Here is a 23,967-nt window from a genome sequence, read left to right as displayed (position 1 = left end):
TTTCGCTCAATGACCGATTCGCCCATAACCTGATCCGAAGAATCACAAAAAAAGTCCGTGATATCAGCGAGATCGGGCGACACGCCGTCCCAATTGGCGGATCCGCCCGGCCGCGCCCCTCTACGGTGTGGGGTGTGAGCAGCAGCGGCCTCATCTACGCAGTCATTGTCGGGGCCTGGGCCGCCTACTTGGTGCCCATGTGGCTCCGGAGGCAGGACGAGCTGAACGAAGCCCGTCCGACGGAACGCTTCTCCACCGCCATCCGGCTGCTTTCCGGCCGGGCGGGAATGGAGCGCCGTTACGCCAAGGGGCTGCGTGAGCGCGGTGACGAGGAGGCGCAGCCCCAGCCCCCCGCGGACCCGGACGCCGCGACGGAAACGGTGAAACCCGTGGACGCCGCCGACGCCCGGGCCGTCGTCGTGCCCCCGCCGACCCGTTCCGAGCAGCGATCGGCCGCTTCCGAGCGGGCCGACCGCGCGGAGCGGGCCCGCCGCGAGCAGCGCCTGGTCGTCCTGGCCCGCCGCCGGCGCACCACCGCGCTGCTCTTCCTGATCTTCACCCTCGGTGCGGTCGCCGCCGCCGTCGGCGGACTTCAGTACCTGTGGGCCCCGGCCGTCCCCGCCCTGCTGCTGAGCACGTACATCGTGCACCTGCGGGTCCAGGAGCGACGCCGCTACGAGTTCACCATGGACCGGCGGCGCGCCGAGGCGGCCGCCCGCCACCTGCGCGAGAACCGCCCCCGGCGCCGGCACGCCGAGCACCCCGAGGGCACGGCCTCGGCCGGTTCCGACCCGGACCCCGCGCCACCCGTCTCCCCGCAGGAGGCCGGCCGGCGCGCCCTGGTCGAGCAGACCGACCACGCGGAGTGGGTGGACCAGCAGCGCGAACGCGAGCGCGGACCCGCCCGCGGTGACAGCTGGGAGCCCGTCCCGGTGCCGCTGCCGACGTACGTGACGGCCCCGGTCGCCCCGCGCGCCACCGGCCCGGCGACCCCGGACCCCTGGAGCGCGGCCCGCTCCAGCACGGCCGAGCCGACGGAACCCCGCCTGCGCGCCCAGCCGTCCACCCCGTCGTCGCGCCCCCGCCCGCGCGACGCGGCCCGTACGCCCCTCTTCGACCAGTACGAGGGCGACGAGCGCCCGCGCGCCGCGAACGAGTGATCGATGACCTGCGCGGACGCTCCCCGATACCGGTTTTGGAGCACCCGCGAGGGGATGCTAATGTTTCACACGTCGCAAGGGCCTGTGGCGCAGTCTGGTAGCGCACCTCGTTCGCATCGAGGGGGTCTGGGGTTCAAATCCCCACAGGTCCACAAACGACAGTTCACGGGTTGCTCCCGAGAACGTCACGAGATCCCGGTCAGACGGTCACCGTCTGACCGGGATCTCGTCGTTTCGGCCCTCGTTGGAGAACTCAAGGATGTACCCCACACCCGGTGGACGGCCCTTCCGGAAGCTGTGGGCGGCCACCGCCACGTCGAATCTTTCCGACGGGGTGAGCCTGGCCGCGGCGCCCCTGCTCGCGGCCACCGTGACCCACGACCCGGCGCTGATCGCCGGCATCACCGTGGCGCAGAGGGCCCCGTGGCTGGTCCTGGCCTTCATATCCGGAGCCCTCGCGGACCGGCTGGACCGAAAGCGCGTCGCACAGGCGGCGAACTGGACCCGCGTCGCCGGATTCGCGACTCTCGCGGTGGCGGTCCTGGGCGACGGCGTCTCCATGCCGCTGCTCTACGCGGTCTTCTTTGCCATCGGGACGGCCGAGACGCTCTATGACAGTTCGTCGTCCGCGTGGCTTCCGACCCTGGTGGACCCGGACGACCTGGGCCGGGCCAACGGACGGCTGCAGACCACGTTCGTCGTCTGCAACGAGTTCGTCGGACCGCCGGTGGGCGGATTTCTCTTCGCCTCCGCGGCCGCGGCCCCGTTCGTACTCGGAGCCACCGGCTATCTGGCCGCCGTCGGCCTGCTGGCGCTGATCCCCTCGGCCACCCGGCACCGGAAGGAGGCGTCCGCGGAGCCCCTGACGGTAAGGGCGTCGCCGCGGACATCGCCGTCGGCGCGCGGTGGTACTGGGCGTCCCCGACACTGCGGTCGCTGAGTGTCGTCGCGGCGATGGGCAACGCCGTCGGCGCCGCCACCTACGGCATCCTCGTGCTGCTCGCCACGGACGTGCTGGGTGTCACCTCGAGCTGGTACGGCGTACTGCTCGCGGCCGGTGCCGTCGGCGCGGTCATCGGCGGCCTCGTGGCCGGCAAGGTCGGCGAGTGGATGCCGCTGGGCACGCTGATCCTGGTGACGAACCTGCTGTCGGCCGGATCCGTCATCGGCATGGGACTGGCGATCAGCCCGGCTGCCACCGTCGGCTTCATGGCGCTGGACGGCTTCGTCGTCCTGATCCAGACGATCCAGGTCGTCACCCTCCGGCAGCAGATCGTGCCGAACGAACTGATGGGTCGCGTCACCGCGGCCTACCGGTCCGTCGCCGTGGTCGCTTTCACCGTCGGGGGAGTTGCGGGTGGCCTGGTGGCGAAGGTCTTCGGGATCCCCGCCGCCTTCTACGTCGGTGGTACCGCCATGGCGGTGACCGCCTTCGCGGTCCTGCCCGTGCTGAGCAACAAGCGCCTCGCCCAGGTGAAGGAAGAGGCAACCGGGCTCGGGTCCGGGCCGCGCCGTCCCGGAGTGGCGGACGGCGCGGGGCGGGTCGGCTAGGCCGGGTTCAGCGGCTTCGTCATGCAGCGGCTGGAGTCGTGGAAGCGGTAGTGGCCGAACTTGGCGTCCGTCAGGGTGTAGCCCTCGGAGAGGTAGAGGGCGATGGCCTCCGGCTGCTGGTCGCCGGTCTCCAGGGCCATGCGCAGGCGGCCGGCCGCGCGGGCGTCCGCTTCGAGGGCGGCGAGGATGCGGCGGGCCAGGCCCAGGCCGCGGGCCTCGGGGACCACGTACATGCGCTTCAGCTCGGCGTCGCCGTCGGCGTAGCCCTCGTCGTTCGCCTCGTGGCCGCGCCAGCCGCCGCTGGCTATCGGCGCGTCCGAAGCGTCGTAGGCGAGGAGGTAGAGGCCCCTCGGCGGGGCGAACATCGCCGGGTCGAGGAAGGTGACGTCGCCCTCGCCCTCGTAGCGCTCCTGGTATTCGATCTGCACTTGGTCGTTGAGCTTGACCGCGTCCGGGTGGTCGTACGACACGGCGCGGAGCTGGATCTCCTGAGACATTCGAACATCCTACGGACCACGGCGCACTGCCCGAGTGGTGCGGCCCGCGCCAAGGCCCCAGAGCAGCGCGTGGTGGCGCCCCTCGGAGGGTGCGTGTGCTATTTGCCCTTCAGGATTTGATCGACGCGACCGGTCGAGAGGCTCAGTTGCTCGGCGATCTCTCGCAGCTTGAGTGTCTTGCGTAGCTCGGTCACATCGTCCGTGCGGATCCTTCGCAGGTCCGCTTGTACCTCCCGCAGGGCGCCAAGCAGTTCGGTCACCGCGACTGCACGCTCCGCACCACCGGGCATGGCACGCACGGCTTCGATGGCCGTTCGGAGGAGGGCAGCGGGGGCCTGAGTGTTCATGTCAGAGATTCTAGCCACCTTCAAGGATAGACCTTCTAGACCCCTTGAATATTTTTCTAGGTATCTATAAAGTTTGGCGTAGCGAGAGGGTGTCGCGGGAGCTGGTGCACCTTGCGTGCCCGTGAATAAGGGAGGGATGCGCGTGACGCGTGCGCCGGTCCACTTGTCCAGGCTTGAGCCCTACGTCGGCTACATCCGGGTCTCGACCTGGAAGGAAGAGAGGATTTCCCCCGAGCTGCAGAGGGCGGCGATCGAGGACTGGGCCCGCCGTACGGGACGTCGAATTATCGAGTGGGTTGTCGATCTCGACCAGACCGGCCGTAACTTCGATCGCAAGATCGTGAGAGCCATCGCCACGGTAGAGAAGGGTGAGGCGGCTGGCATCATGGTCTGGAAGTACAGCCGATTCGGGCGCTCGCGTGACGGCATCGCTGGCATCTCAAAAGGGTCGAGGATGCGGGAGGCCAACTGGAATCGGCAACCGAGCAGATTGATGCCCGGACGGCAACCGGCCGCCTCCAGCGGGGCGTCCTGTTTGAGTTCGCGGCCTACGAGTCCGACAAGCTCGGTGAGCAGTGGCGTGAGACCCACGACTATCGCCGCTACAAGCTGAGGGTCCCTGCCACCGGGCGGCCCCGCGGCGGTTACATCTGGCACCCGCGTCGGCTGCCCGACGGCAAGGGTGGCTGGACCGTTCAGAAAGAACGGTATGAACCCGACGTCGACGGCGACGCGCCCGCGTATGCGGAGGCGTACCGCTGCTACGTCGACGGCACGTCGTACTACGCCCTGTGTGGCTGGCTCAACACTCACGGGTGCCTCACGGTGCGAGGCAATCCGTGGAGCGTTCAAGTGCTCATGCGGTACATGGACTCCGGCTTCCCCGCTGGCCTCCTTCGCGTACACGACCCGAAATGCGCGTGTGGGCACAGCGGCAGCTGTCCAAACCACATCTTCATACCCGGCGCGCACGAGGAACTCATCTCGCCGGAACTGTGGCAGCAGTACCAGGATGAACGCGACGGCAGACGCAAGAGGCCACCACGCTCCGTCAAACCCCTCTATCCACTCACCGGCCTTGCCAGGTGTGATCACTGTCGTGGTACCGCCCCGGTCGAGTCTGGGGAGCGCAAAGGCCCGGACGGGCAGAAGCAGCTCGTACGGGGGTACTCCTACTGCTGCGGCCGGCGCTCGGTGACGAGTACGCATGGTTGCCCCGGATTCTGGGTTCGGCGGTCCGTGGTCGAGGGTGAGTTGTACGACTGGATCGTTCGCGAAGCAGCGGCCGGAGCCGAAGCCGCACCGGCCGTCCCGCATAGGGATTCGGAGGAGGGCATCGACACGGTGGCGGCAGCCAAAGAACAGCAGAGAGCCATGACGGCGCTGCTCGAAAAGGTGACCGTAGGCGAGGCAATGCTTGATCGCGCCGACTTTGAGCCCCTGATCGTTGGGCTGGCGCAGGAGTGGGACGTGCTCCTGAACTCCGAAAAGAACGCGCTGCTCAAGCAGCTCGTTCGTCGAGTTACCTTCAGGCGGCGCGAGGGGGCACCCGTGATCATCACCGTGCATCCGCTGTGGGAGCCGGACCCCTGGGTCGATGGCGATGAGACGAACGGTCCACCGGATGGTGCCGCCGAGTAGGCTGTTCCCGTTTTGTGCGATGTGGGGAGCATGTCTTGATCACTGTGACGTCCGTAAACGTGAACGGAATCCGCGCCGCCGCCAAGAAGGGGTTCTCCCCGTGGCTGGCCGGGTCGGACGCCGACGTCGTCTGCCTGCAGGAAGTGCGGGCCGAGGAGGGACAGATTCCGGACGAGGTGCGGGCGCCCGAGGGGTGGCACACCGTGTTCGCGCCGGCCGCCGCCAAGGGGCGGGCCGGGGTCGCGGTGTACACGCGGCGCGAGCCGGAGCGGGTGCGGGTCGGATTCGGGAGCGAGGAGTTCGACACGAGCGGGCGGTACCTGGAGGTCGACCTGCCGGGTGTGACCGTCGCCAGCCTCTACCTGCCCTCCGGGGAGGCCGGGACCGAGAAGCAGGACGAGAAGTACCGGTTCATGGCGGAGTTCCTCGGCTACCTGAAGGAGCTCAAGGCGCGGGCCGCGGCGGACGGGCGGGAGGTCGTCGTCTGCGGCGACTGGAACATCTGCCACCAGGAAGCCGACCTGAAGAACTGGAAGACCAACCGGAAGAACGCCGGCTTCCTGCCCGAGGAGCGCGAGTGGCTCGGGCAGGTGTACGACGCCGCCGGGTACGTGGACGTGGTGCGGAGCCTGCACCCGGACACCGAGGGGCCGTACTCCTGGTGGTCGTACCGCGGGCGGGCCTTCGACAACGACGCCGGCTGGCGGATCGATCTGCAGGTGGCGACGCCGGGGCTGGCGGCCAAGGCCGTCAAGGCGTTCGTGGAGCGGGCCGAGACGCACCCCGAGCGGTGGTCCGACCACGCGCCCGTGACCGTGGTCTACGAGCTCGGCGTCTGAGGGGACGAGGGCAGTGAGGGGCCCGGCGCCGGCGGGCGGAGGCGGTCCATGGCCATCGTGAGTTCCGCCTCGACCACGCTCTTGGCCAGCGGGCGCAGGCGCGGGACCGCTTCCTCCGAGATGTGGGTGGAGATGAGCTCCGCGAACAGGGCCGCCATCGCGTCCGCGTGCTCGCGGACCCGGCGGCCCGCCTCCAGGACGGCCGAGAGCGGTACGCCCTCGCGGACCAGGGCCGAGGAGACGTCCAGGAGCCGGCGGCTGACGTGGACGATCTCCTCGCCGTCGGTGGCGAGGTAGCCGAGGTCGAGCGAGGCCGCCAGGTTCTCCGGGGTGACCTCGCCCTCGAAGTAGTCGGCGAGGGCCTCGGGCGTCAGGCGGACCGGGGTCTCCTCCGACCAGCCGATGCCGAGCAGCTCACCCAGCTGGCCGACGTCGCGGCCGTTCTCGAAGGCGACGGTCAGCTCGGCTATGCCGCCGAGGGTGTGGCCGCGCTCCAGCAGGGCGGCGACGGTGCGCAGCCGGGCCAGGTGGTGGTCGTCGTACCAGGCGATGCGGCCCTCGCGGCGGGGCGGCGGCAGGAGCTTGCGCTCACGGTAGAAGCGCAGGGTGCGTACGGGTATGCCGGCGGCCTCGGCCAGCTCTTCCGTGCGGTATTCGCGCACTGTGGTCCTTGCTTCTGTGGTTGTGGTGGGTGGCGCCGCGTCCTGCGTCGCATTGTGCGGCACGCGGGCAGCCTAGGGCGTACTCCCGGTAACTTTCCCGGCGCGACCCCTACCCATGAGTACGGAGCTGCTCTACTCTCCCGATTGTGCCAGTGATTGCTGGCAGCATCTGAGTGGGCGTTGGCATCGGCATCCGAAGGTGGCTGGCATGGGCGGTGGCATGGACGGGCGCGAGCACGTACGCGTGGCGGTGATCGGGTCCGGGTTCGGCGGGCTGGGCGCCGCGGTGCGGCTGCGGCGCGAGGGGATCACGGACTTCGTCGTGCTGGAGCGCGCGGACTCCGTCGGCGGCACCTGGCGGGACAACAACTACCCCGGGTGCGCCTGCGACGTGCCCTCCCATCTGTATTCGTTCTCCTTCGCCCCCAATCCCGACTGGCCCCGCACCTTCTCCGGGCAGCCCGCGATCAGGGAGTACCTGGAGCGCGTGGCCGACACCTTCGGGCTGCGCCGCCACATCCGGCTGAACCACGAGGTCCGGATGATGAGGTGGGACGCGGACGGGATGCGGTGGGAGATCGAGACCTCGGGCGGGGACCTCACCGCCGACGTGGTCGTCTCCGCCACCGGGCCGCTGTCGGACCCGAAGATGCCGGAGATACCCGGCCTCGCCGGCTTCCCCGGCAAGGTCTTCCACTCCGCCCGCTGGGACCACGACTACGACCTGCGCGGCAAGCGCGTCGCCATGATCGGTACGGGCGCCTCCGCCATCCAGATCGTGCCCGCCATCGCGCCCGAGGTGGAGCGGCTCACCCTCTTCCAGCGCACCCCGCCGTGGGTGATGCCGCGCACCGACCGGGCGATCACCTCGGTGGAGCGCTGGCTGCACCGCCAGCTCCCCTTCACCCGGGCGGCCCGCCGCGGGCTGCTGTGGGGGATACGGGAACTCCAGGTCAGCGCCTTCACCAAGCGGCCGAACCAGCTCGGGCTGATCGAGTCCCTCGCCAAGGCGAACATGGCGCGCTCGATCAAGGACCCGGCGCTGCGGGCCAAGCTGACGCCCTCGTACCGCATCGGCTGCAAGCGGATCCTGCTGTCGAGCGAGTACTACCCGGCGCTCGCCCGGCCGAACGTGGATCTGGTGGCCTCCGGGCTGAAGGAGATCCGGGGGTCGGTGCTGGTCGCGGCCGACGGGACCGAGACCGAGGTCGACGCGATCGTCTTCGGCACCGGCTTCCACGTCACCGACATGCCGATCGCCGACCGGGTGGTGGGCGTGGACGGCAAGACCCTCGCGGAGGTCTGGAAGGACGGGATGCAGTCGCTGCGCGGGGCCACCGCGGCGGGCTTCCCGAACTGGATGACGATCATCGGGCCGAACACCGGGCTCGGGAACAGCTCGATGATCCTGATGATCGAATCGCAGCTGAACTACATGGCGGACTACATGCGCCAGCTCGCCCTCCTCGGTGGAAGCGGTCTGGGAGGGCGGGTCGCCCTCGCCGCGCGGCCGTCCGCGGTCAACGCGTGGAACCGGCAGGTCCAGACCCGCATGGAGCGGACGGTGTGGAACACCGGCGGCTGCACCAGCTGGTACCTGGACGCGCAGGGGCGCAACACCACCGTCTGGCCGGGCACGACCGGGGAGTTCCGCCGGGAGACGCTCGGCGTGGACCTGAGCGAGTACGAGGTCGTACGGGTCCGCGAGCGCGAGCGCGAACGGGTCCCGGTGGCCGGTGCGGCCGAAGCGGTGACGGAGGGGGCGGCGTGAGCCGCCTGACGTACGTGACCGCGGGGCCGTACGCCCCGCCGGCCGCGCGCCGGGAGCTGGTCGCCACCTCCGCCGACGGTTCGCGCCTGCACGTGGAGGTGCACGGCGAGGACGGGGCCCCGGCCGTCGTGCTCGCGCACGGCTGGACCTGTTCCACGGCCTTCTGGGCCGCGCAGATACGGGCCCTGTCCACCGGGTACCGGGTCATCGCCTATGACCAGCGGGGCCACGGCCGGAGCCCGGCCGGCTCCGGCTACGGCACCGCCGCCCTCGCCGACGACCTGGTCGCCGTCCTGGGGGCCACCCTCGCCCCCGGCGAGCGTGCCGTCATAGCGGGCCATTCCATGGGCGGGATGACGGTCATGGCCGCCGCCGCCCGGCCGGAGTTCGCCGAACACGCCGCGGCCGCCCTGCTGTGCAGCACCGGCAGCGGCCGGCTGGTCGCGGAGGCACAGGTCCTGCCGTGGCGGGCGGGCCGCGCGAGGACCCGTATCACCGGGGCGGTCCTGGGATCCCGGGCCCCGCTCGGGCCCGTCACCCCGGTCGCCCGCAAGGTGTTGAAGTACGCCACGATGGGCCCCGGCTCCGCGCCCGACAAGGTCGAGGCCTGTGCGCGGATCGTCCACGCCTGCCCCACCCGGGTGCGGCACGCCTGGTCCGGGGTGCTGGCCTCCCTGGACCTCGACGCGCAGCTGGCCGCGCTCACCGTGCCCACCGCCGTCCTCGGCGGGAAGAGCGACCGGCTGACGCCGATCGTGCACGCCCGGGGGCTGGCGGCCGCGCTGCCCCACTGCGTGGGGCTCACCGAACTGACCGGGGTGGGGCACATGAGCCCGATCGAGGCTCCGGAGGCCGTCACCGCCGCCGTGCGCGAACTCGCCGAGGTGTACCTCGCCGCGGGCGCCGCCCCCGCCGCTCCCATCGCCCCTCACGCCCTGACCTCCCCGACCTCCCCGAACCACAAGCCCGCCAAGGAGAAGACGCCGTGAGTGCTCGCAGGAGTCTGGAAGGCCAGGTCGCCGTCGTCACCGGTGCCGCGCGCGGAGTCGGTGAACTGCTCGCCCGCAAACTGTCCGCCCGCGGCGCGAAGGTGGCCCTCGTGGGCCTGGAGCCGGAGGCCCTCAAGGAGGTCTCCGAGCGGCTGCACACCGACAGTGACCACTGGTACGCCGACGTCACCGACCACGAGGCCATGGCCCGGGTCGCGCAGGAGGTCAAGCAGCGCTTCGGCAAGGTGGACATAGTCGTCGCCAACGCAGGCGTCGCCTCCGGCGGGCCCTTCGCCGACTCCGACCCCGACGCATGGCGCCGGGTCATCGAGGTCAACCTCATCGGCGGCGCCGTCACCGCCCGCGCCTTCCTGCCGGTGCTGATGGAGAGCCGCGGCTACTTCCTGCAGATCGCCTCCCTCGCGGCGATCACCCCGGCGCCGATGATGACCGCCTACTGCGCCTCCAAGTCCGGGGTCGAGGCCTTCGCGCACTGTCTGAGCGCCGAGGTCGGCTACAAGGGGGTCAAGGTGGGCGTCGGCTACCTGTCCTGGACCGACACCGACATGGTGCGCGGCGCCGACCAGGACGAGGTCATGCGCGAACTGCGCCAGCGGCTGCCGTGGCCGTCGAACCGGACCTACCCGCTGGGGCCGGCCGTCGACCGGATCGTGGCGGGCATCGAGCGGCGTTCCGCGCACGTGTACGCGCAGTGGTGGCTGCGCGGCATGCAGGGGTTCCGCGGGTACCTGCCCGGGATCATCTCGGCAGTCGGACAGCGCGAGATGAAGCGGTTCGAACCTCGACTGGCCAGTGTTTCCAAGGGACTTGTGGGGGCCGGTGGGGCCGCGGACGAGCAGGAGCGCAGCCAGAGCCGCTGACCGGAATGCGATGAATGTCCACCTGGGCGAGACTGGTCGGGTTCCCCTTACCGAACACCGCTACAGGAGTGAGGACACATGGGTATCAAGGACCAGTTCCAGGACAAGGCCAAGGAACTCGCGGAGCGGGCGAAGGCCTCCGGCAAGCAGGACGAGGCGTCCGAGCGCGCCTCGCAGGCCGTCGACCAGGCCAAGGACAGGGCCCGCGAACCCTTCGACGGGGCCGTCGAGAATTTCGACAAGTAGCGGCAGTAGCGGTACCTAGAAACACGCGCGGTACCTAGAAACACGCGCTGAGGGGTGCGACCCGCCGTTCCCGGGTCGCACCCCTTTCGCATGCCCTACGGATACGGTCTCCCGCCCCGCCCGCTCACCCCCGCGGCGGCAGCTTCGGCCGGCGCCGGTCCGGCACCTCCGTGTAGCCGGGCGGTACCGCCGCCGGGTCCTGTTCCAGCAGCTCCAGCGCCAGGTGCACGGCGTCGTCGAGCTGCGCGTGCCGCCCCTCCGCCCAGTCGAGCGGGGTGCGCAGGATCGGCAGGTCGGGTTCCACACCCTGGTTCTCCACGGACCAGCCGTACTCGGGGAACCAGGCCGCGTTCATCGGCACCGTGATCACCGTGCCGTCGCCGAGGGTGTGCCGGCCGGTCATGCCGACCACCCCGCCCCAGGTGCGCTGGCCGACGACCGGGCCGAGTCCCAGCAGCTTGAAGGCGGCCGTGATCATGTCCCCGTCGGAGGAGGTCGCCTCGTCGGCCAGCGCCACGATCGGGCCCCGGGGCGCGTTGGAGGCGTAGGAGACGGGCTGCGCGTTGCGGGTCAGGTCCCAGCCGAGGATCGAGCGGGTCAGCTTCTCCACCACCAGCTCGCTGATGTGCCCGCCGGCGTTGCCGCGTACGTCCACGAGCAGGGCCGGCTTCGCCATCTCGGCGCGCAGGTCGCGGTTGAACTGCGCCCAGCCGGAGCCGCCCATGTCGGGGATGTGCAGGTAGCCGCACTTGCCGTCGCTGATCTCCCGGACCACGGCCCGGCGTTTGGCCACCCAGTCCTGGTAGCGCAGCGGCCGTTCGTCGATCAGCGGGACGACCGCGACCCGGCGGGAGCGGCCCTGGCCCTCGGCGGGCTCGAAGGTGAGCTCCACGGTGGTGCCGCCGGCCGCCGACAGCAGCGGGTACGGCCCGGCGACCGGGTCCACCGGCCGGCCGTCCACGTGGGTGAGGACCGCGCCCTCGCGGATGCCGGTGCCCGCGAGCGGGGAGCGGGCCTTGGAGTCGGAGGACTCGCCGGGCAGGATCCGGCCGACGACCCAGGCCCCGTCGCGGGGGAAGAGGTTGGCACCGAGCAGGCCGATGGCCCGCTGGTAGTGCGGGGGCCCCTCGTTGCGGCGGGCCGGGGACACGTACGCGTGCGAGGTGCCGAGCTCGCCGAGGACCTCGCGCAGCAGGTCGGCGAACTCGTCCGGGGAGGCGACCCGTTCGACCAGGAAGCGGTACTGGCGCAGCACCCCGTCCCAGTCGATGCCGCACATCCCGGGCTCCCAGAAGTAGGCGCGGATGAGCCGCCCCGCCTCCTCGAAGGCCTGGCGCCACTCGGCCGCCGGGTCCACCTCGTGCAGGATGCGCCGCAGGTCGAGGTAGACGGTGGAGTCGCTGTCGCCCGACTCGGTCGCCGGGACCGCCCGCAGGTCGCCGTCCTCGTTGACCACGAGCCGGGTGCCGTCGCCGCTGACCGCGAACCAGTCCAGCCCGGAGGCCAGTTCCGTCTTGCGGGCCTTCGTGAGGTCGAAGTACTCCAGCGTCGGCTTGCCGCTGACGTCGGCCGGGTTGGCGAAGGTCTCGCCGAGCGCGCCCGAGATCGGCCAGCGCAGCCACACCAGCCCGCCGCCGTGCACCGGGTACAGGGCCGAGTATTTGGAGGCCGAGACGGGGAAGGGCGTCACCCGGCTCTCCAGGCCCTCCACCTCCACGGTGACCGCTCCGTCGCCGGACTCCGAGTCCCCCTCGACCGGGTCGAGTCCGCCCGCCGCCGGGCGCCCGTCGGGGGAGAAGGCGAAGGGGGAGGGGGTGGCCGAGGACAGCGGCACCAGGTACGGGCGGCAGCCCAGCGGGAAGGACAGGTCGCCGGTGTGGACGTCGTAGACGGGGTCGAAACCGCGCCAGGACAGGAAGGCGAGGTAGCGCCCGTCCCGGGTGAAGACCGGGTTCTCGTCCTCGAAGCGGCCGTTGGTGACGTCCACGATCGTGCGCGCGCCGGGACCGGAGATCCGGGCCATCTTGATCTGGCGCAGCGAGCGGCCGATGCCCGGGTGCGACCAGGTCAGCCAGCAGCCGTCGGGGGAGAAGGCGAGGTCGGTGACGGGCCCGTTGTCCGACCGGATCAGCTCGCTGGCCTCCCCGTTGGACTCCTCCGTCGCGTCGATGAGCAGCAGCCGGCCGTCGTTGGAGGCGATCGCGAGCCGCTCCCCGTCCGGATCGGAGAGCAGCTCCAGTACGCGGCCCAGCGCGCCCGAGGCGAGCCGGCGGGGCTCGCGGTCGCCCGAGGCGCGGGGCAGGTAGGCGATCTCGATCGCGTCCTCGCCCTCCGCGTCGGTCACGTACGCCACCTGCCCGCCGCTGCCGAGCATCTCGGGCAGACGGACCCGTACGCCCGGGGTGTCCGCGATGGTGCGGGCGGGCCCGTCGCGGTGCGTGAGCCAGTAGAGGCTGCCGCGCACGACGACGGCGCTGGCCCGCCCGGTGGCGTCCACGGAGAGGGAGTCGACGTGGCTGGCGGCCGGGACCTGGTAGGTGCGGCGGCCCGCGCGGGGGCCGCCGAGGCGGACCTCCAGCTTGCGCGGGGAGGCGTCCGGGGCGAGCGACTCGACGATCCACAGGTCGCCCGCGCACTGGTAGACGATCCGCGAGCCGTCACTGGAGGCGTGCCGGGCGTAGAACTCGGCGTGGTCGGTGTGCCGGCGCAGGTCCGTGCCGTCGGGCAGGCAGGAGTAGAGGTTGCCGATGCCCTCGTGGTCGGAGAGGAAGGCGATCCGGCCGTCCACGAACATCGGTGAGTCCAGGTGGCCTTCGATGCCCTCCAGCAGCCGCTCGCCGTGCAGCCACAGCCGGCCGGTGGCGCCGCCGCGGTAGCGCTTCCACGCGGCGGGCTCGTGCGGGGGCTTGCCGGTCAGCAGCAGGGTGCGGCGCTCACCGGGCTCCTCCCCGTCGGAGGCCTCGTCGTGGACGGCGATGTCGGAGACGGGCCCCCAGGGGAGCCGGCCGCCGGGGCTGCCGTCGGTGGGGAGGGTGTACGCCCAGGCGAAGTAGGAGAAGGGCTGGCCGTGCGAGGAGACGGCCAGGATGTCGCTGCGGCCGTCCTTGTCGGGCGGGGTCCAGCCGCAGACCCGGGTGTCGGTGGCGCCCCAGTAGCTGAGGCGGCGCGCCGGGCCGCCCGCGACGGGGGCCAGGTGGATCTCGGGGTCGAGGCTGCGCCAAGTGGTGAAGGCGATGTGCTTGCCGTCGGGGGAGAACCGGGGGTGGCCCACCCGGGTCCGGTCGACGGTGATCCGCCAGGCCCGGCCCGCGGGCGATCCGGGAGGAACCAGGGGCGCCACCCAGAGGTCGTCCTCGGTGGCGAAGCACAGCAGATCGTCGTGGAGATGGGGGAACCGGAGGTACGCCGCGTCGTGACTCACCCCCCAATGCTTTCCGCGCGGAGGGGGGCTGGCAACTCGTACAGGTGATCCATGCCGCTTCGCGCCGGGGCGGCGGGCGGTCGCCGGGGTGTGACCGACACCACCCGCTAAGCGAAACGGAACGGTTTCGTTTCGTTTGGTGCCGGGGTATGGTCGATCCGTACGAAACGGTTTCGTTCGGTTGGGCAAGGTCGGGAGGAGATGCCGAGATGGTCGAAGAGGTCATGTCGCGTCGCAGCCGGATCACCCCCGAGCGGGAAGCCGAACTCCACGGGGCGGTCCTCGACCTCCTGCGCGAAGTCGGCTACGAGGCGCTGACCATGGACGCGGTCGCCGCCCGTACGAAGTCCAGCAAGGCCACCCTCTACCGCCAGTGGGGGAGCAAGCCCGAGCTGGTCGCGAAGGCCCTGCGCTGCACCCAGCCGGTCTCCCTCCGGGAGATCGACACGGGCAGCATCCGCGGGGACTTCGGGGTCATGATCGAGAACTCCGACGACGCCCAGATGGCGAAGGACACCGCGCTGATGCGGGGCCTGACCCACGCGGTGCACGAGAGCCCCGAGCTCCACAAGGCACTGCGGGACCTGCTGGTCGATCCGGAGATCAACGGTCTGCAAGAGATGCTGCAAAGGGCGGTGGACCGGGGCGAGATCGCTCCGGACTGTCCGGCCCTGGCCTTCGTGCCGCACATGCTCATCGGGGCGTTCATCGCCCTTCCGCTCATCGAGGACCGGTCCGTCGACCGGACCTTCCTCGGTGATTTCATCGACGCCGTGGTCTTCCCCGCCCTCGGCGTCTGATCCTGCCCGGCTGCTCACCCGGCAGCCGCCCGCCCGCGCTGTCCCCGCGCTCGATTCCTGCCTCTCCTGACACGCCGCTCTCGTCGTCGGAACGGCATTCCATGCCCTGATCCATCCCACGACCCGAACGGGAGAACCACCGACGTGGCCACCTTCCTTTACCGACTCGGCAGAGGTGCCTTCCGGCGCCGCCGATTCGTCGCCCTCGTCTGGGTGGCGCTGCTGTTCGTCGCCGGCTTCGGCGCGGCAACCGCGTCCACACCCACCTCAGGCTCTTTCTCCATACCCGGCACGGAGGCCCAGAGGGCCTTCGACCTGCTGGACCAGCGCTTCCCGGGGATGGCCGCCGACGGCGCCACCGCCCGCATCGTGATCAAGGCCCCGGCCGGCGAGAAGGTCGACTCCGAGGCGGTCAAGCCCCAGGTCGAGAAGATCGTCAGCGAGCTGAAGGACGGTCCGGGCAAGGACCAGATCTCCTCGGTCACCAGCCCGTACGAGGCCAAGGCCGTCAGCGAGGACGGCTCCACCGCCTACGTGAGCGTCAAGTACAAGGTCAGCGGCATGGAGCTGACCCACGCCACCCGTGAGGCCATCACGGAGTCCACCACGGCCGCCAAGGCCGGCGGCCTGAACGTCCAGATCGGCGGCGACGCCCTGCAGGCCGCCCCCGAGACGGGCTCCGGCGAGATCATCGGCATCGCGATCGCCGCGATCGTCCTCGTCATCACCTTCGGCTCGCTCATCGCCGCCGGGCTGCCGCTGCTGACCGCGCTCATCGGCGTGGGCATCGGCATCTCCTCCATCACCGCTCTCGCCAACGTGCTGGACCTCGGCACCACCACCTCCACCCTCGCGATGATGATCGGCCTCGCGGTCGGCATCGACTACGCCCTCTTCATCGTCTCCCGCTACCGCGCGGAGCTCGCCGAGGGCCGTGAGCGCGACGAGGCCGCCGGACGGGCCGTCGGAACCGCAGGTTCCGCCGTGGTCTTCGCCGGTCTGACCGTGGTCATCGCTCTCGTGGGCCTGGCCGTCGTCAACATCCCGATGCTCAGCAAGATGGGCTTCGCCGCCGCCGGCACCGTGGTCATCGCCGTCCTCGTCGCCCTGACGCTGGTCCCGGCCATGCTCGGATTCGCCGGCAAGAAGGTGCTGCCCGCCGGGACGAAGTCCCGCTTCCTCGGCAAGGGCAAGGCGGCCGCCGAAGGCGCCGAGGCCAAGCCCAACGGCGGCACCCGCTGGGCCCGCTTCATCCTGCGCCGCCCCGTCATGGTGCTGCTCGCGGGCGTGATCGGCCTCGGCATCGTCGCCATCCCGGCGAGCAAGCTGGAGATGGGCCTGCCCGACGACGGCGCCCAGCCGGTGTCCACCACCCAGCGCCAGGCGTACGACCTGCTCTCCGAGGGCTTCGGCCCCGGCTTCAACGGCCCGCTGATGGTCGTCGTGGACGGGGACAAGGCGCTCGCCGACCAGACGGTCGAGCGGATCAAGGGCCTGAACGGCGTGGCCGCCGTCATGCCGGCCATGCAGAACGAGGCCAAGGACGCGGCCGTCATCACGGTCGTCCCGAAGGACCGTCCGTCCTCCGTGGCGACCGAGGACCTGGTCCGCGAGATCCGCGAGGGCAGCGACAGCGGCAAGGTGTTCGTCACCGGCGCGACCGCGATGAACATCGACTTCTCGCAGAAGATGAACGACGCGCTGCTGCCCTACCTGGCACTCGTCGTCGGCCTCGCCTTCCTGCTGCTGATGCTCGTCTTCCGCTCGATCCTGGTCCCGCTCAAGGCGGCCCTCGGCTTCCTGCTCTCGGTGGTCGCCGCCCTCGGCGCCGTCGTGGCGGTCTTCCAGTGGGGCTGGCTGGGCTCGCTCTTCGGGGTGGAGCAGACCGGCCCGATCATGTCGATGATGCCGATCTTCATGGTCGGCGTGGTCTTCGGCCTGGCCATGGACTACGAGGTCTTCCTGGTCACCCGCATGCGTGAGGCGTACGTCCACGGGGAGCGGCCGGGCCAGGCCGTCGTCACCGGGTTCCAGTACAGCGCCCGGGTGGTCGTGGCCGCGGCGGTCATCATGATCGCGGTGTTCTCCGGCTTCATGGGCGCGAGCGACCAGATGGTGAAGATGATCGGCTTCGCGCTGGCCATCGCCGTCTTCTTCGACGCCTTCGTCGTCCGCATGACCATCGTCCCGGCCGTCCTCGCACTGCTCGGCCACAAGGCCTGGTGGCTGCCGAAGTGGCTCGACCGGATCCTGCCGAACGTGGACGTGGAGGGCGAGAGCCTGCGCAAGCACCTCGGGGAGTCCTCGGACGGCTCCGGTCCCGACAAGGACCGCGAGCTGGCCAACGTCTGACCCGCGGGTCGGCGCCACGCACGCACCACGCACGCAGAACGGCCCCGCACCGAAAGGTGCGGGGCCGTTCCCGTGCGCCCGGGCCGGGCCGGGCACAGGACGTCCGGATCGGGCGGGCCCGGCTGGGCCTAACGGGTGGCCGCGGGCGCGGGTGCGTACGTCCGGCGCAGGAAGCGGCGCAGGGCGGCGATGTCGAACTGGACCACCGCGACGCCCTCCGGGGAGTGGAACTCGACGACGGCCTGGACGCGCCCGCAGGGCCAGACGCGTACGTCCCCGGTCCCGGTCGGGGCCTGGAGGCCGGCCTCCAGGAGGGCGCGGGGGAAGACCCACTCGTTGTCGGTGCCCTCGGGGGAGAGGTCGGCGGGGAACACGATCCGTACGGCCAGCGGCTCGTCGGGGACGAAGCGCAGGGCGACCGGGATGGCCCGGTAGAGCGGGTCGTCGGTGATCACTCGGGCGCGCACACGTTCCTCGATGAACGGGGCCTCGGTGAAGGGGGCCTCGATGAGGGGGGTCGTGGCGGTCGCGGCCCGGGTCGCGGTGGCACCTGCGGATGGATTCTCGGCGGCGGCTGACATCGACAAGACTCCTCGAATCGGAACATTTGCGTCCGTATTGCCCCCAGCCTCGCACATTCCCACGAATCCGCGCGGAGCTATTTGTGACGCCACCGCTCTTGCCAAGCGTTCGCAAGAAGGCCCTATTCTTGAACGGTTAAAGATTTTGTCAGGTCAACGGACCGTTCGCCGGACCGCAGGAAGCGGAGCAGAACCATGCATGTGCCCGACGGCTTCATCGATGCCCCCGTCTCCATTGCCGCAGGTGTCGCCGCCGCCGGAGCCGTGGCGGTCAGCCTCCGCGGCGCCCGCCGGGAGCTCGACGAGCGCACCGCGCCCCTCGCCGGCCTCGTCGCCGCCTTCATCTTCGCCGTCCAGATGCTCAACTTCCCCGTCGCCGCCGGAACAAGCGGCCACCTGCTGGGAGGCGCGCTGGCCGCGATCCTCGTCGGCCCCTACACGGGTGTGCTGTGCGTGTCCGTGGTCCTGCTCATGCAGGGCCTCCTGTTCGCCGACGGCGGCCTGACCGCCCTCGGCGTCAACATCGTCACCATGGGCGTCGTCACCGTGGTCGTCGCCTACGCCGTCTTCCGCGGGCTGGTCAAGCTGCTGCCCGACAGCCGCCGCTCGGTCACCGTCGCCGCCTTCGCCGGAGCCCTGCTCTCCGTGCCCGCCTCGGCCGCCTTCTTCACCCTCCTCTTCGCCGTCGGCGGCACCACCGACGTCCCGCTGGTCAAGGTGTTCGGGGCCATGGTCGGAGTCCACGTCCTCATCGGCATCGGCGAGGCCGTCATCACCGCCGCCACCGTCGGCGCCGTGATCGCCGTCCGCCCCGACCTCGTCCACGGCGCCCGCGGCCTGTCCGCCCCGCTGAAGCTGCGCGTCGGCGGCGAACTGGTCGACGCCCCGGCCGCTCCCGCTCCCGCCCCCGCCGCCGTGCCGGTCGCGGCCCGTTCCACGAAGCCCGTGTGGATCACCGGCCTGGTCGCCGCGCTGGCCCTGGCCGGCTTCGTCTCCTTCTACGCCTCCGCCAGCCCCGACGGACTGGAGAAGGTCGCCGCCGACAACGGCATCGACCAGAAGGTTACCGAGCACGCGGCCGCCGGCTCCCCGCTCGCCGACTACGGCGTCAAGGACGTCTCCGACGCCCGCCTCTCCGGCGGCCTCGCCGGAATCATCGGCGTGGGCGCGACCGTCGCGGTCGGCACCGGCGTGTTCTGGACCGTGCGCCGCCGCCGCAGTGCCGACCTGACGGCCGCCTCCACGGCCGTACCGGCCGCCTGACATGGGCGCGGGCCACGCCCACAAGCTCTACCGGCCCGGGAACTCCCCGGTCCACGGCCTGCCGCCGCACTGCAAACTCGCCGCGACCTTCGGCTTCGTCATCGTCGTCGTGTCCACACCGCGCGAAGAGGTGTGGGCCTTCGGCCTGTACGCCGTCCTCATCGCGGCGGCCGCGGCCGTGGCCCGGATCCCGGCCGGCTTCCTGCTGCGCCGGCTCCTGATCGAGGTGCCCTTCGTGGCCTTCGCCGTCCTGATGCCCTTCGTGGCCCAGGGCGAGCGGGTGGAGGTCCTGGGCATGTCGCTCAGCATCTCCGGCCTCTGGGGCGCCTGGAACGTCCTGGCCAAGGGCACCCTCGGCGTGGCCGCGTCCGTACTCCTCGCCTCCACCACGGAGCTGCGGGCCCTGCTGCTGGGCCTCCAGAGGCTCAAGCTGCCGCCGCTGCTCGTCCAGATCGCCTCCTTCATGATCCGGTACGGGGACGTCATCAGCGACGAGCTGCGCCGGATGTCCATCGCCCGGCGCTCCCGCGGCTTCGAGGCGCGCGGGATCCGGCACTGGGGGGTCCTCGCGAAGACCGCCGGAGCCCTGTTCATCCGCTCCTACGAGCGCGGCGAGCGGGTCTACCTCGCGATGGTCAGCCGCGGCTACGCCGGCTCCATGCCGGTGATCGACGAGGTGGCGGCCACCGGCACGCAGTGGGCGTACGCGGCCGCACTCCCGGTGACGGCGCTCGCCGTCTGTCTGATCGGATGGACCCTGTGAACGCAGCCCCGGCCCCGGCCCCCACCCCGCCCTCGCTGGAAGTCGCCGGCCTCGCCTACGCCTACCCCGACGGCCACCAGGCCCTCTTCGGAGTCGACCTCTCCGTCGGGCGCGGGGAGCGGGTGGCGCTGCTCGGGCCCAACGGCGCCGGCAAGACCACCCTGGTGCTGCACCTCAACGGCATCCTGACCGGCGGCGTCGGCTCCGTGACCGTGGCCGGCCTGCCCGTGGAGAAGCGCAACCTCGCCGAGGTCCGCCGCCGGGTCGGCATCGTCTTCCAGGACCCGGACGACCAGCTCTTCATGCCGACCGTCCGGGAGGACGTGGCCTTCGGCCCGGCCGCCGGCGGAATGCGCGGCGCCGAGCTGGAGGAACGGGTCCGGGAGGCCCTGGAGCAGGTCGGGATGGCCGCCTTCGCGGACCGCCCCCCGCACCACCTGTCCTTCGGGCAGCGCCGCCGGGTCGCGGTGGCGACCGTACTGGCCATGCGGCCCGAGATCCTCGTACTGGACGAGCCGTCCTCCAACCTGGACCCGGCCTCGCGCCGCGAGCTCGCGGACATCCTGCGCTCGCTGGACGTGACCGTGCTGATGGTGACCCACGACCTGCCCTACGCGCTGGAGCTCTGCCCGCGCGCGGTGATCCTCAGCGAAGGCACCATCGTGGCGGACGGCAGGACCCAGGACGTGCTGTGCGACGAGGAGCTGATGCGGGCGCACCGGCTGGAGCTGCCCTTCGGCTTCGACCCGCGCTCCGTAACGGTGGCATAAGCGCCGGTCGGAGGTTGTTGCACACCCCGTGGACATCAAGGGTGTGGTGGCGGAGGGCTTCGAGCCCGTCAGGGACGCGTTCGTACGCAACTTCCAGGTGCTCGGGGACCGGGGCGCGGCGGTGGCCGTGTACCGCGACGGGCGCAAGGTCGTGGACCTCTGGGCCGGCACCAAGGACGCGGACGGCGGCGGGGACGCCGACGCGGACGGCGGCGACGGTGCGGAGCCCTGGGCCGAGGACACCGCGCAGCTCGTCCGCTCCGCGACCAAGGGCGTGGCCGCCGCCGTACCGCTGCTGCTCCAGCAGCGCGGACTGCTCGACCTGGACGCGCCGGTGGGCTCGTACTGGCCGGAGTTCAAGGCGGGCGGCAAGGAGCGCACCCGGGTCCGCGATCTGCTCGCCCACCGCGCAGGGGTCCCGGCCCTGGACCGCGGGCTGACCGCGGCCGAGGCCGCCGACGGGGTCACCGGACCGCGCGCGGTCGCCGCCCAGCAGGCCTTCTGGGAGCCGGGCACCGAGCACGGCTACCACGCGCAGACCTTCAGCTGGCTGCTGTCCGAGCTGGTGCTGCGGGCGACCGGCCGCTCGCTGGGCTCCATCCTGGCCGAGGAGATAGCGGAGCCGCTGGGCATCGACTTCTGGATCGGCCTGCCGGAGACCGAGGCCCACCGGGTGGGCCGGGTGGCGCCGGTCGATCCGCCGGAGAGCGCGGGCCTGCTCAGGACCCGGCCGCGGCGCAACGTCTCCGAGGCCTACGCCGACCCGCACTCCCTCACCCGCCGCGCCTTCGCGGCCATCGACCCGCTGCCCGACGAGAACGACCCCGCCTACCGGGCGGCCGAGCTGCCGGCCTCCGCGGGCATCGGCACGGCCCGCGCCCTGGCCCGGTTCTACGCGGCCACCATCGGCGTGGTGGAGGACGGGGCACGGATCTTCACCCCGGCCACCACCGCACTCGCCGGCCGTGAGCTCTCGTCCGGACCGGACCGCGTCCTGGTGGTCAACACCCGCTTCGGCCCCGGCTACATGCTGCACGGCCCGGCCTCCCCGTTGCTGTCCCCGGCCTCCTTCGGGCACCCCGGCCGCGGCGGCTCGCTGGCCTTCGCCGACCCGGAGGCGGGGATCGGCTTCGGCTACGTCACCAACGCCCTCGCCAAGTCGGTCACCGCCGACCCGCGCGCCCAGGCCCTGGTCCGGGCCCTGCGCTCGGCGCTGTAGCCGGGTCCGCGAAAGGACGTCGCGAGGCCGGTGCGGGGAGCGCTAGCGTGCCCCCATGACGACCACCGCGCATCCCCTCTTCGCCGAAGCCCTCGCCGCACTGGGGCTGGAGCCCGACGTACGGAGCTTCCCCGACGGCACCCGGACCGCCGCCGACGCGGCCGCCGCGATCGGCTGCGAGCTCAGCCAGATCGTGAAGTCGCTGATCTTCGCGGCCGACGGGGTCCCCGTGCTCGTCCTCATGGACGGGGCCTCCCGGGTGGACGTGGAGGCGGTGCGCCGCGAGCTCGGCGCGGGCGCCGTCACCCGGGCGGACGCGGCCCTGGTCCGGGAGACCACGGGCTACGCCATCGGCGGGGTCCCGCCCTTCGGCCACCGCACGCGCACCCGGGTCCTCGCGGACCGCTCCCTGCTGGCCCACGAGGTGGTCTGGGCGGCCGCGGGGACCCCGCACAGTGTGTTCCCGATGGATCCGCGCGAGCTGATCCGGCACGCGGGGGCCGCCCTGGCCGACGTACGGGAGCGCTGAGCGGGGCCGGGCCTCCCGCCGGTCAGCCCGCGTTCAGGACGGCCGCCACGATCGGGCCCGCCGCGTCTCCGCCGTGGCCGCCGCCCTCGACCATCGCGGCGGCCGCCACGTCGCCGCTGAAGCCGGTGAACCAGCTGTCCGGGTTCTGCGCCCCGTCGACCTCCGCCGAGCCGGTCTTCGCGCCCTTGTCGGAGCCGCGGACCGCGGACATCGCACCCTGGCCCGTGCCCGCGGTGGCCGTCAGCTTCATCATCCGCACCAGCTGCGCCGCCACCGAGGGCTTCATCGTCCGGGTGGCCTTCGCGAGCTTGCGGCCGTCCAGCGAGGCTTTGACGACGACCGGCTGGCGGAACACACCGGTCCGGGCGGTCGCCGTGATCGAGGCCATCGTCAGCGGGTTCATCTGGATCTGGCCCTGGCCGATGTACGCGGCGGCCGCGGCCGGACCGGTCGCGTCCGGGACCTTGCCGTCGACGGTGGGCACGCCGACCTTCCACTCGATGCCCGCGCCGATGCCGAAGACCTCACGGGCCTCCTTCGGGAGCGCGTCGTTGTCGCCGACCGGCTTGATCTGCTTGATGAAGGCGGTGTTGCAGGACTGGGCGAAGCTCGTCGCGAAGGTCTCGCCGTCGAGCTTGAACCCCTTCAGGTTCCTGAAGGGCTTGCCCTCCCACGTCACCTCCGCCGGGCACTCGGCGACCTTGTCCGCCGCCACCAGACCCCGGTCCAGGAGCATCGCGCCGGTCACGATCTTCATCGTGGAGCCGGGTGCGCGGGCTCCGCTGAGGGACGCGGGGAAGCCGTCCCCGCGGTGGTCGGCGATGGCCAGGATGTTCCCGGTGCTCGGCTGGACGGCCACCACCGACGCCTGCGGGAACTTCAGGACCGCCTGCTCGGCCGCCGCCTGGACGTCCGCGTCCAGTACGGTCTCGATCTCCCCCGCCTTCCCCTCGACCAGCGTCAGCAGGGTCCGCCGGGGGGCCTCCTGGGCGACCGGCTCGATCCACAGCTCGGCGCCGACCTTGCCGCCCAGCCGCTCCCCGTACGTCTTGCGCAGGCTGTCGAGCACCGGGCGCAGCGACGGGTACTTCTCGGCCGTCAGCTCCCTGCCCTTGCGGTCGACGGCCTTGACCGGCGGGTTGGCCGGGGTGCCGGCGCGCAGCTTCTCGCCCTTCTGGAGCTCCGGGTGGAGCACCGAGGGCTGCCAGTCGACGAGCGGCAGCCCGGTGGTGTTGCCGCGGACCACGGTCAGCTTGGACTCGTAGGCGAGTGGCTTGGTGACCCCCTCGTAGGTGACCTCCGCAGCGACGGAGTACGCCACCGTGGTCCCGGTCTGGGTGCCGGGGGTGACCGCGACCTTGGACACGTAGGCCCTGGCCGTGAGATCGCCGAGGGCGACCTGCGCCTCCGCCGGGTTGTTCGTCAGATCGGCCCCCGCCCGGGCGTCCCCGGCCGTCCACGCGGCGAAGAACGCCTTGGCGGTCGCCGCGGCGTCCTTGTCGCTGACCGGCCCGCTGCCCTTGGCGGGCACCGCCGGGCCGGTCGCGCTCGTGCTCTTCGCGTCGCCCTCGCCGGCGTCCCCCACCAGCGCGAACACCCCGTACCCGGCCCCGCCCAGCATCGCGAGGAACACCCCGCCGACGATGGTGCCCTTTGCCGCCCCGTTCATTCCTGTCCCCGTCCCC

The 23,967-nt window shown here is 71.6% G+C and carries 23 protein-coding genes, 1 tRNA gene and 1 pseudogene; 19 read left to right on the top strand and 6 right to left on the bottom strand.

From position 1 onward, the window contains the following. Nucleotides 1–134: 134 nt before the first annotated feature. The 4 genes from sepX (at nt 135) to AC061S_RS07110 (ending at nt 2,711) form a co-directional block, all read left to right on the top strand. Entirely contained in the window at nt 135–1,160 is a 1,026-nt protein-coding gene (gene sepX / locus AC061S_RS07125; protein ID WP_478684979.1) for a divisome protein SepX/GlpR, read from the top strand. A 78-nt stretch (nt 1,161–1,238) separates the two neighbouring features. Next, nucleotides 1,239–1,312: transfer RNA gene (locus AC061S_RS07120), tRNA-Ala, on the top strand. Between the two features lie 107 nt (nt 1,313–1,419). Next, nucleotides 1,420–2,100: an MFS transporter gene (locus AC061S_RS07115; protein ID WP_478684978.1), complete on the top strand. Its 681-nt coding sequence runs from the start codon at nt 1,420–1,422 to the stop codon at nt 2,098–2,100. Then, a complete protein-coding gene (locus AC061S_RS07110) occupies nt 2,049–2,711 on the top strand; it encodes an MFS transporter (protein ID WP_478685108.1) in 663 nt (220 codons plus the stop codon). The genes AC061S_RS07115 and AC061S_RS07110 overlap by 52 nt, the downstream gene beginning before the upstream one ends. On the opposite strand, the gene AC061S_RS07105 is transcribed toward AC061S_RS07110, so the two are convergent. Both AC061S_RS07105 and AC061S_RS07100 read right to left on the bottom strand, forming a co-directional pair. Further along, nucleotides 2,708–3,208, bottom strand: coding sequence for a GNAT family N-acetyltransferase (locus AC061S_RS07105; protein ID WP_478684977.1), 501 nt, complete (start codon nt 3,206–3,208; stop codon nt 2,708–2,710). The two genes, AC061S_RS07110 and AC061S_RS07105, sit on opposite strands and share 4 nt — an antisense overlap. 98 nt (nt 3,209–3,306) lie before the next feature. After that, entirely contained in the window at nt 3,307–3,555 is a 249-nt protein-coding gene (locus tag AC061S_RS07100) for a hypothetical protein (RefSeq protein ID WP_478684976.1), read from the bottom strand. Between the two features lie 136 nt (nt 3,556–3,691). On the opposite strand from AC061S_RS07100, the gene AC061S_RS07095 reads away from it, so the two are divergent. The 4 genes and pseudogenes from AC061S_RS07095 (at nt 3,692) to AC061S_RS07080 (ending at nt 6,035) form a co-directional block, all read left to right on the top strand. Further along, nucleotides 3,692–4,168 carry a recombinase family protein gene (locus tag AC061S_RS07095; protein WP_478684975.1) on the top strand — a complete coding sequence of 159 codons (477 nt, stop codon included), beginning with the start codon at nt 3,692–3,694 and terminating at the stop codon, nt 4,166–4,168. Continuing rightward, nucleotides 4,087–4,524, top strand: a pseudogene (locus AC061S_RS07090) (recombinase family protein); the annotation flags it as partial. The gene AC061S_RS07095 and the pseudogene AC061S_RS07090, both read left to right, overlap by 82 nt. Nucleotides 4,525–4,794: 270 nt before the next feature. Further along, a complete protein-coding gene (locus tag AC061S_RS07085) occupies nt 4,795–5,196 on the top strand; it encodes a hypothetical protein (protein WP_478684974.1) in 402 nt (133 codons plus the stop codon). A 35-nt stretch (nt 5,197–5,231) separates the two neighbouring features. Further along, nucleotides 5,232–6,035, top strand: a complete 804-nt coding sequence (locus AC061S_RS07080; RefSeq protein WP_478684973.1) for an exodeoxyribonuclease III — start codon at nt 5,232–5,234, stop codon at nt 6,033–6,035. On the opposite strand, the gene AC061S_RS07075 is transcribed toward AC061S_RS07080, so the two are convergent. Then, nucleotides 6,017–6,697, bottom strand: coding sequence for a MerR family transcriptional regulator (locus tag AC061S_RS07075; RefSeq protein WP_478684972.1), 681 nt, complete (start codon nt 6,695–6,697; stop codon nt 6,017–6,019). The genes AC061S_RS07080 and AC061S_RS07075 overlap by 19 nt on opposite strands. A gap of 220 nt (nt 6,698–6,917) precedes the next feature. Here AC061S_RS07075 and AC061S_RS07070 point away from each other — a divergent pair, with 220 nt between their 5' ends. From AC061S_RS07070 to AC061S_RS07055, 4 genes are all read left to right on the top strand, one after another. Then, complete coding sequence (locus AC061S_RS07070; protein WP_478685107.1) at nt 6,918–8,468, top strand: flavin-containing monooxygenase; 1,551 nt, start codon at nt 6,918–6,920, stop codon at nt 8,466–8,468. After that, entirely contained in the window at nt 8,465–9,457 is a 993-nt protein-coding gene (locus AC061S_RS07065; protein WP_478684971.1) for an alpha/beta fold hydrolase, read from the top strand. The genes AC061S_RS07070 and AC061S_RS07065 overlap by 4 nt, the downstream gene beginning before the upstream one ends. After that, a complete protein-coding gene (locus tag AC061S_RS07060; RefSeq protein ID WP_478684970.1) occupies nt 9,454–10,338 on the top strand; it encodes an SDR family oxidoreductase in 885 nt (294 codons plus the stop codon). The genes AC061S_RS07065 and AC061S_RS07060 overlap by 4 nt, the downstream gene beginning before the upstream one ends. A 78-nt stretch (nt 10,339–10,416) precedes the next feature. Continuing rightward, the gene (locus tag AC061S_RS07055; RefSeq protein ID WP_478684969.1) at nt 10,417–10,584 is read left to right on the top strand and encodes a hypothetical protein; all 168 of its coding nucleotides are present in this window, start codon (nt 10,417–10,419) and stop codon (nt 10,582–10,584) included. A gap of 124 nt (nt 10,585–10,708) precedes the next feature. Here the strand turns inward: AC061S_RS07055 and AC061S_RS07050 are convergent, their stop codons facing one another. Continuing rightward, complete coding sequence (locus AC061S_RS07050; protein WP_478684968.1) at nt 10,709–14,005, bottom strand: S41 family peptidase; 3,297 nt, start codon at nt 14,003–14,005, stop codon at nt 10,709–10,711. A gap of 209 nt (nt 14,006–14,214) precedes the next feature. Between AC061S_RS07050 and AC061S_RS07045 the strand changes: the two genes are divergently transcribed. Both AC061S_RS07045 and AC061S_RS07040 read left to right on the top strand, forming a co-directional pair. Then, entirely contained in the window at nt 14,215–14,805 is a 591-nt protein-coding gene (locus AC061S_RS07045) for a TetR/AcrR family transcriptional regulator (protein ID WP_274553102.1), read from the top strand. A gap of 144 nt (nt 14,806–14,949) precedes the next feature. After that, nucleotides 14,950–17,157: an MMPL family transporter gene (locus AC061S_RS07040; RefSeq protein WP_478684967.1), complete on the top strand. Its 2,208-nt coding sequence runs from the start codon at nt 14,950–14,952 to the stop codon at nt 17,155–17,157. Nucleotides 17,158–17,285: 128 nt separating this feature from the next. Here the strand turns inward: AC061S_RS07040 and AC061S_RS07035 are convergent, their stop codons facing one another. Continuing rightward, nucleotides 17,286–17,738 (bottom strand): SsgA family sporulation/cell division regulator, encoded by a 453-nt coding sequence (locus AC061S_RS07035; RefSeq protein WP_478684966.1) that lies wholly within the window; start codon nt 17,736–17,738, stop codon nt 17,286–17,288. Nucleotides 17,739–17,933: 195 nt separating this feature from the next. On the opposite strand from AC061S_RS07035, the gene AC061S_RS07030 reads away from it, so the two are divergent. From AC061S_RS07030 to AC061S_RS07010, 5 genes are read left to right on the top strand one after another with little or no spacing between them, the layout of a single operon-like run. Beyond that, nucleotides 17,934–19,001, top strand: a complete 1,068-nt coding sequence (locus AC061S_RS07030; RefSeq protein WP_478684965.1) for an energy-coupling factor ABC transporter permease — start codon at nt 17,934–17,936, stop codon at nt 18,999–19,001. A gap of 1 nt (nt 19,002) precedes the next feature. Further along, nucleotides 19,003–19,764 (top strand): cobalt ECF transporter T component CbiQ, encoded by a 762-nt coding sequence (gene cbiQ / locus AC061S_RS07025; protein WP_478684964.1) that lies wholly within the window; start codon nt 19,003–19,005, stop codon nt 19,762–19,764. Continuing rightward, nucleotides 19,752–20,534 carry an energy-coupling factor ABC transporter ATP-binding protein gene (locus tag AC061S_RS07020; RefSeq protein WP_478684963.1) on the top strand — a complete coding sequence of 261 codons (783 nt, stop codon included), beginning with the start codon at nt 19,752–19,754 and terminating at the stop codon, nt 20,532–20,534. The genes cbiQ and AC061S_RS07020 overlap by 13 nt, the downstream gene beginning before the upstream one ends. Nucleotides 20,535–20,562: 28 nt before the next feature. After that, complete coding sequence (locus AC061S_RS07015; protein ID WP_478684962.1) at nt 20,563–21,753, top strand: serine hydrolase domain-containing protein; 1,191 nt, start codon at nt 20,563–20,565, stop codon at nt 21,751–21,753. Between the two features lie 55 nt (nt 21,754–21,808). After that, complete coding sequence (locus AC061S_RS07010; RefSeq protein WP_478684961.1) at nt 21,809–22,282, top strand: YbaK/EbsC family protein; 474 nt, start codon at nt 21,809–21,811, stop codon at nt 22,280–22,282. 22 nt (nt 22,283–22,304) lie between these two features. Here the strand turns inward: AC061S_RS07010 and AC061S_RS07005 are convergent, their stop codons facing one another. Next, on the bottom strand, nt 22,305–23,951 hold the full coding sequence (locus AC061S_RS07005; protein WP_478684960.1) for a penicillin-binding transpeptidase domain-containing protein: 1,647 nt from the start codon (nt 23,949–23,951) through the stop codon (nt 22,305–22,307). Nucleotides 23,952–23,967: the final 16 nt, after the last annotated feature.

It is taken from the genome of Streptomyces sp. CA189, from assembly GCF_056428985.1.
This window is presented reverse-complemented; position numbering and strand designations above follow the sequence as displayed.

Coding starts and splice junctions, on each gene's coding strand:
- AC061S_RS07005 (WP_478684960.1), bottom strand. CDS start 23,951: ATGAACGGGGCGGCAAAGGGCACCATCGTCGGCGGGGTGTTCCTCGCG.
- AC061S_RS07020 (WP_478684963.1), top strand. CDS start 19,752: ATGGACCCTGTGAACGCAGCCCCGGCCCCGGCCCCCACCCCGCCCTCG.
- AC061S_RS07095 (WP_478684975.1), top strand. CDS start 3,692: ATGCGCGTGACGCGTGCGCCGGTCCACTTGTCCAGGCTTGAGCCCTAC.
- cbiQ (WP_478684964.1), top strand. CDS start 19,003: ATGGGCGCGGGCCACGCCCACAAGCTCTACCGGCCCGGGAACTCCCCG.
- AC061S_RS07035 (WP_478684966.1), bottom strand. CDS start 17,738: ATGTCAGCCGCCGCCGAGAATCCATCCGCAGGTGCCACCGCGACCCGG.
- AC061S_RS07010 (WP_478684961.1), top strand. CDS start 21,809: ATGACGACCACCGCGCATCCCCTCTTCGCCGAAGCCCTCGCCGCACTG.
- AC061S_RS07070 (WP_478685107.1), top strand. CDS start 6,918: ATGGACGGGCGCGAGCACGTACGCGTGGCGGTGATCGGGTCCGGGTTC.
- AC061S_RS07055 (WP_478684969.1), top strand. CDS start 10,417: ATGGGTATCAAGGACCAGTTCCAGGACAAGGCCAAGGAACTCGCGGAG.
- AC061S_RS07115 (WP_478684978.1), top strand. CDS start 1,420: ATGTACCCCACACCCGGTGGACGGCCCTTCCGGAAGCTGTGGGCGGCC.
- AC061S_RS07100 (WP_478684976.1), bottom strand. CDS start 3,555: ATGAACACTCAGGCCCCCGCTGCCCTCCTCCGAACGGCCATCGAAGCC.
- AC061S_RS07105 (WP_478684977.1), bottom strand. CDS start 3,208: ATGTCTCAGGAGATCCAGCTCCGCGCCGTGTCGTACGACCACCCGGAC.
- AC061S_RS07030 (WP_478684965.1), top strand. CDS start 17,934: ATGCATGTGCCCGACGGCTTCATCGATGCCCCCGTCTCCATTGCCGCA.
- AC061S_RS07045 (WP_274553102.1), top strand. CDS start 14,215: ATGGTCGAAGAGGTCATGTCGCGTCGCAGCCGGATCACCCCCGAGCGG.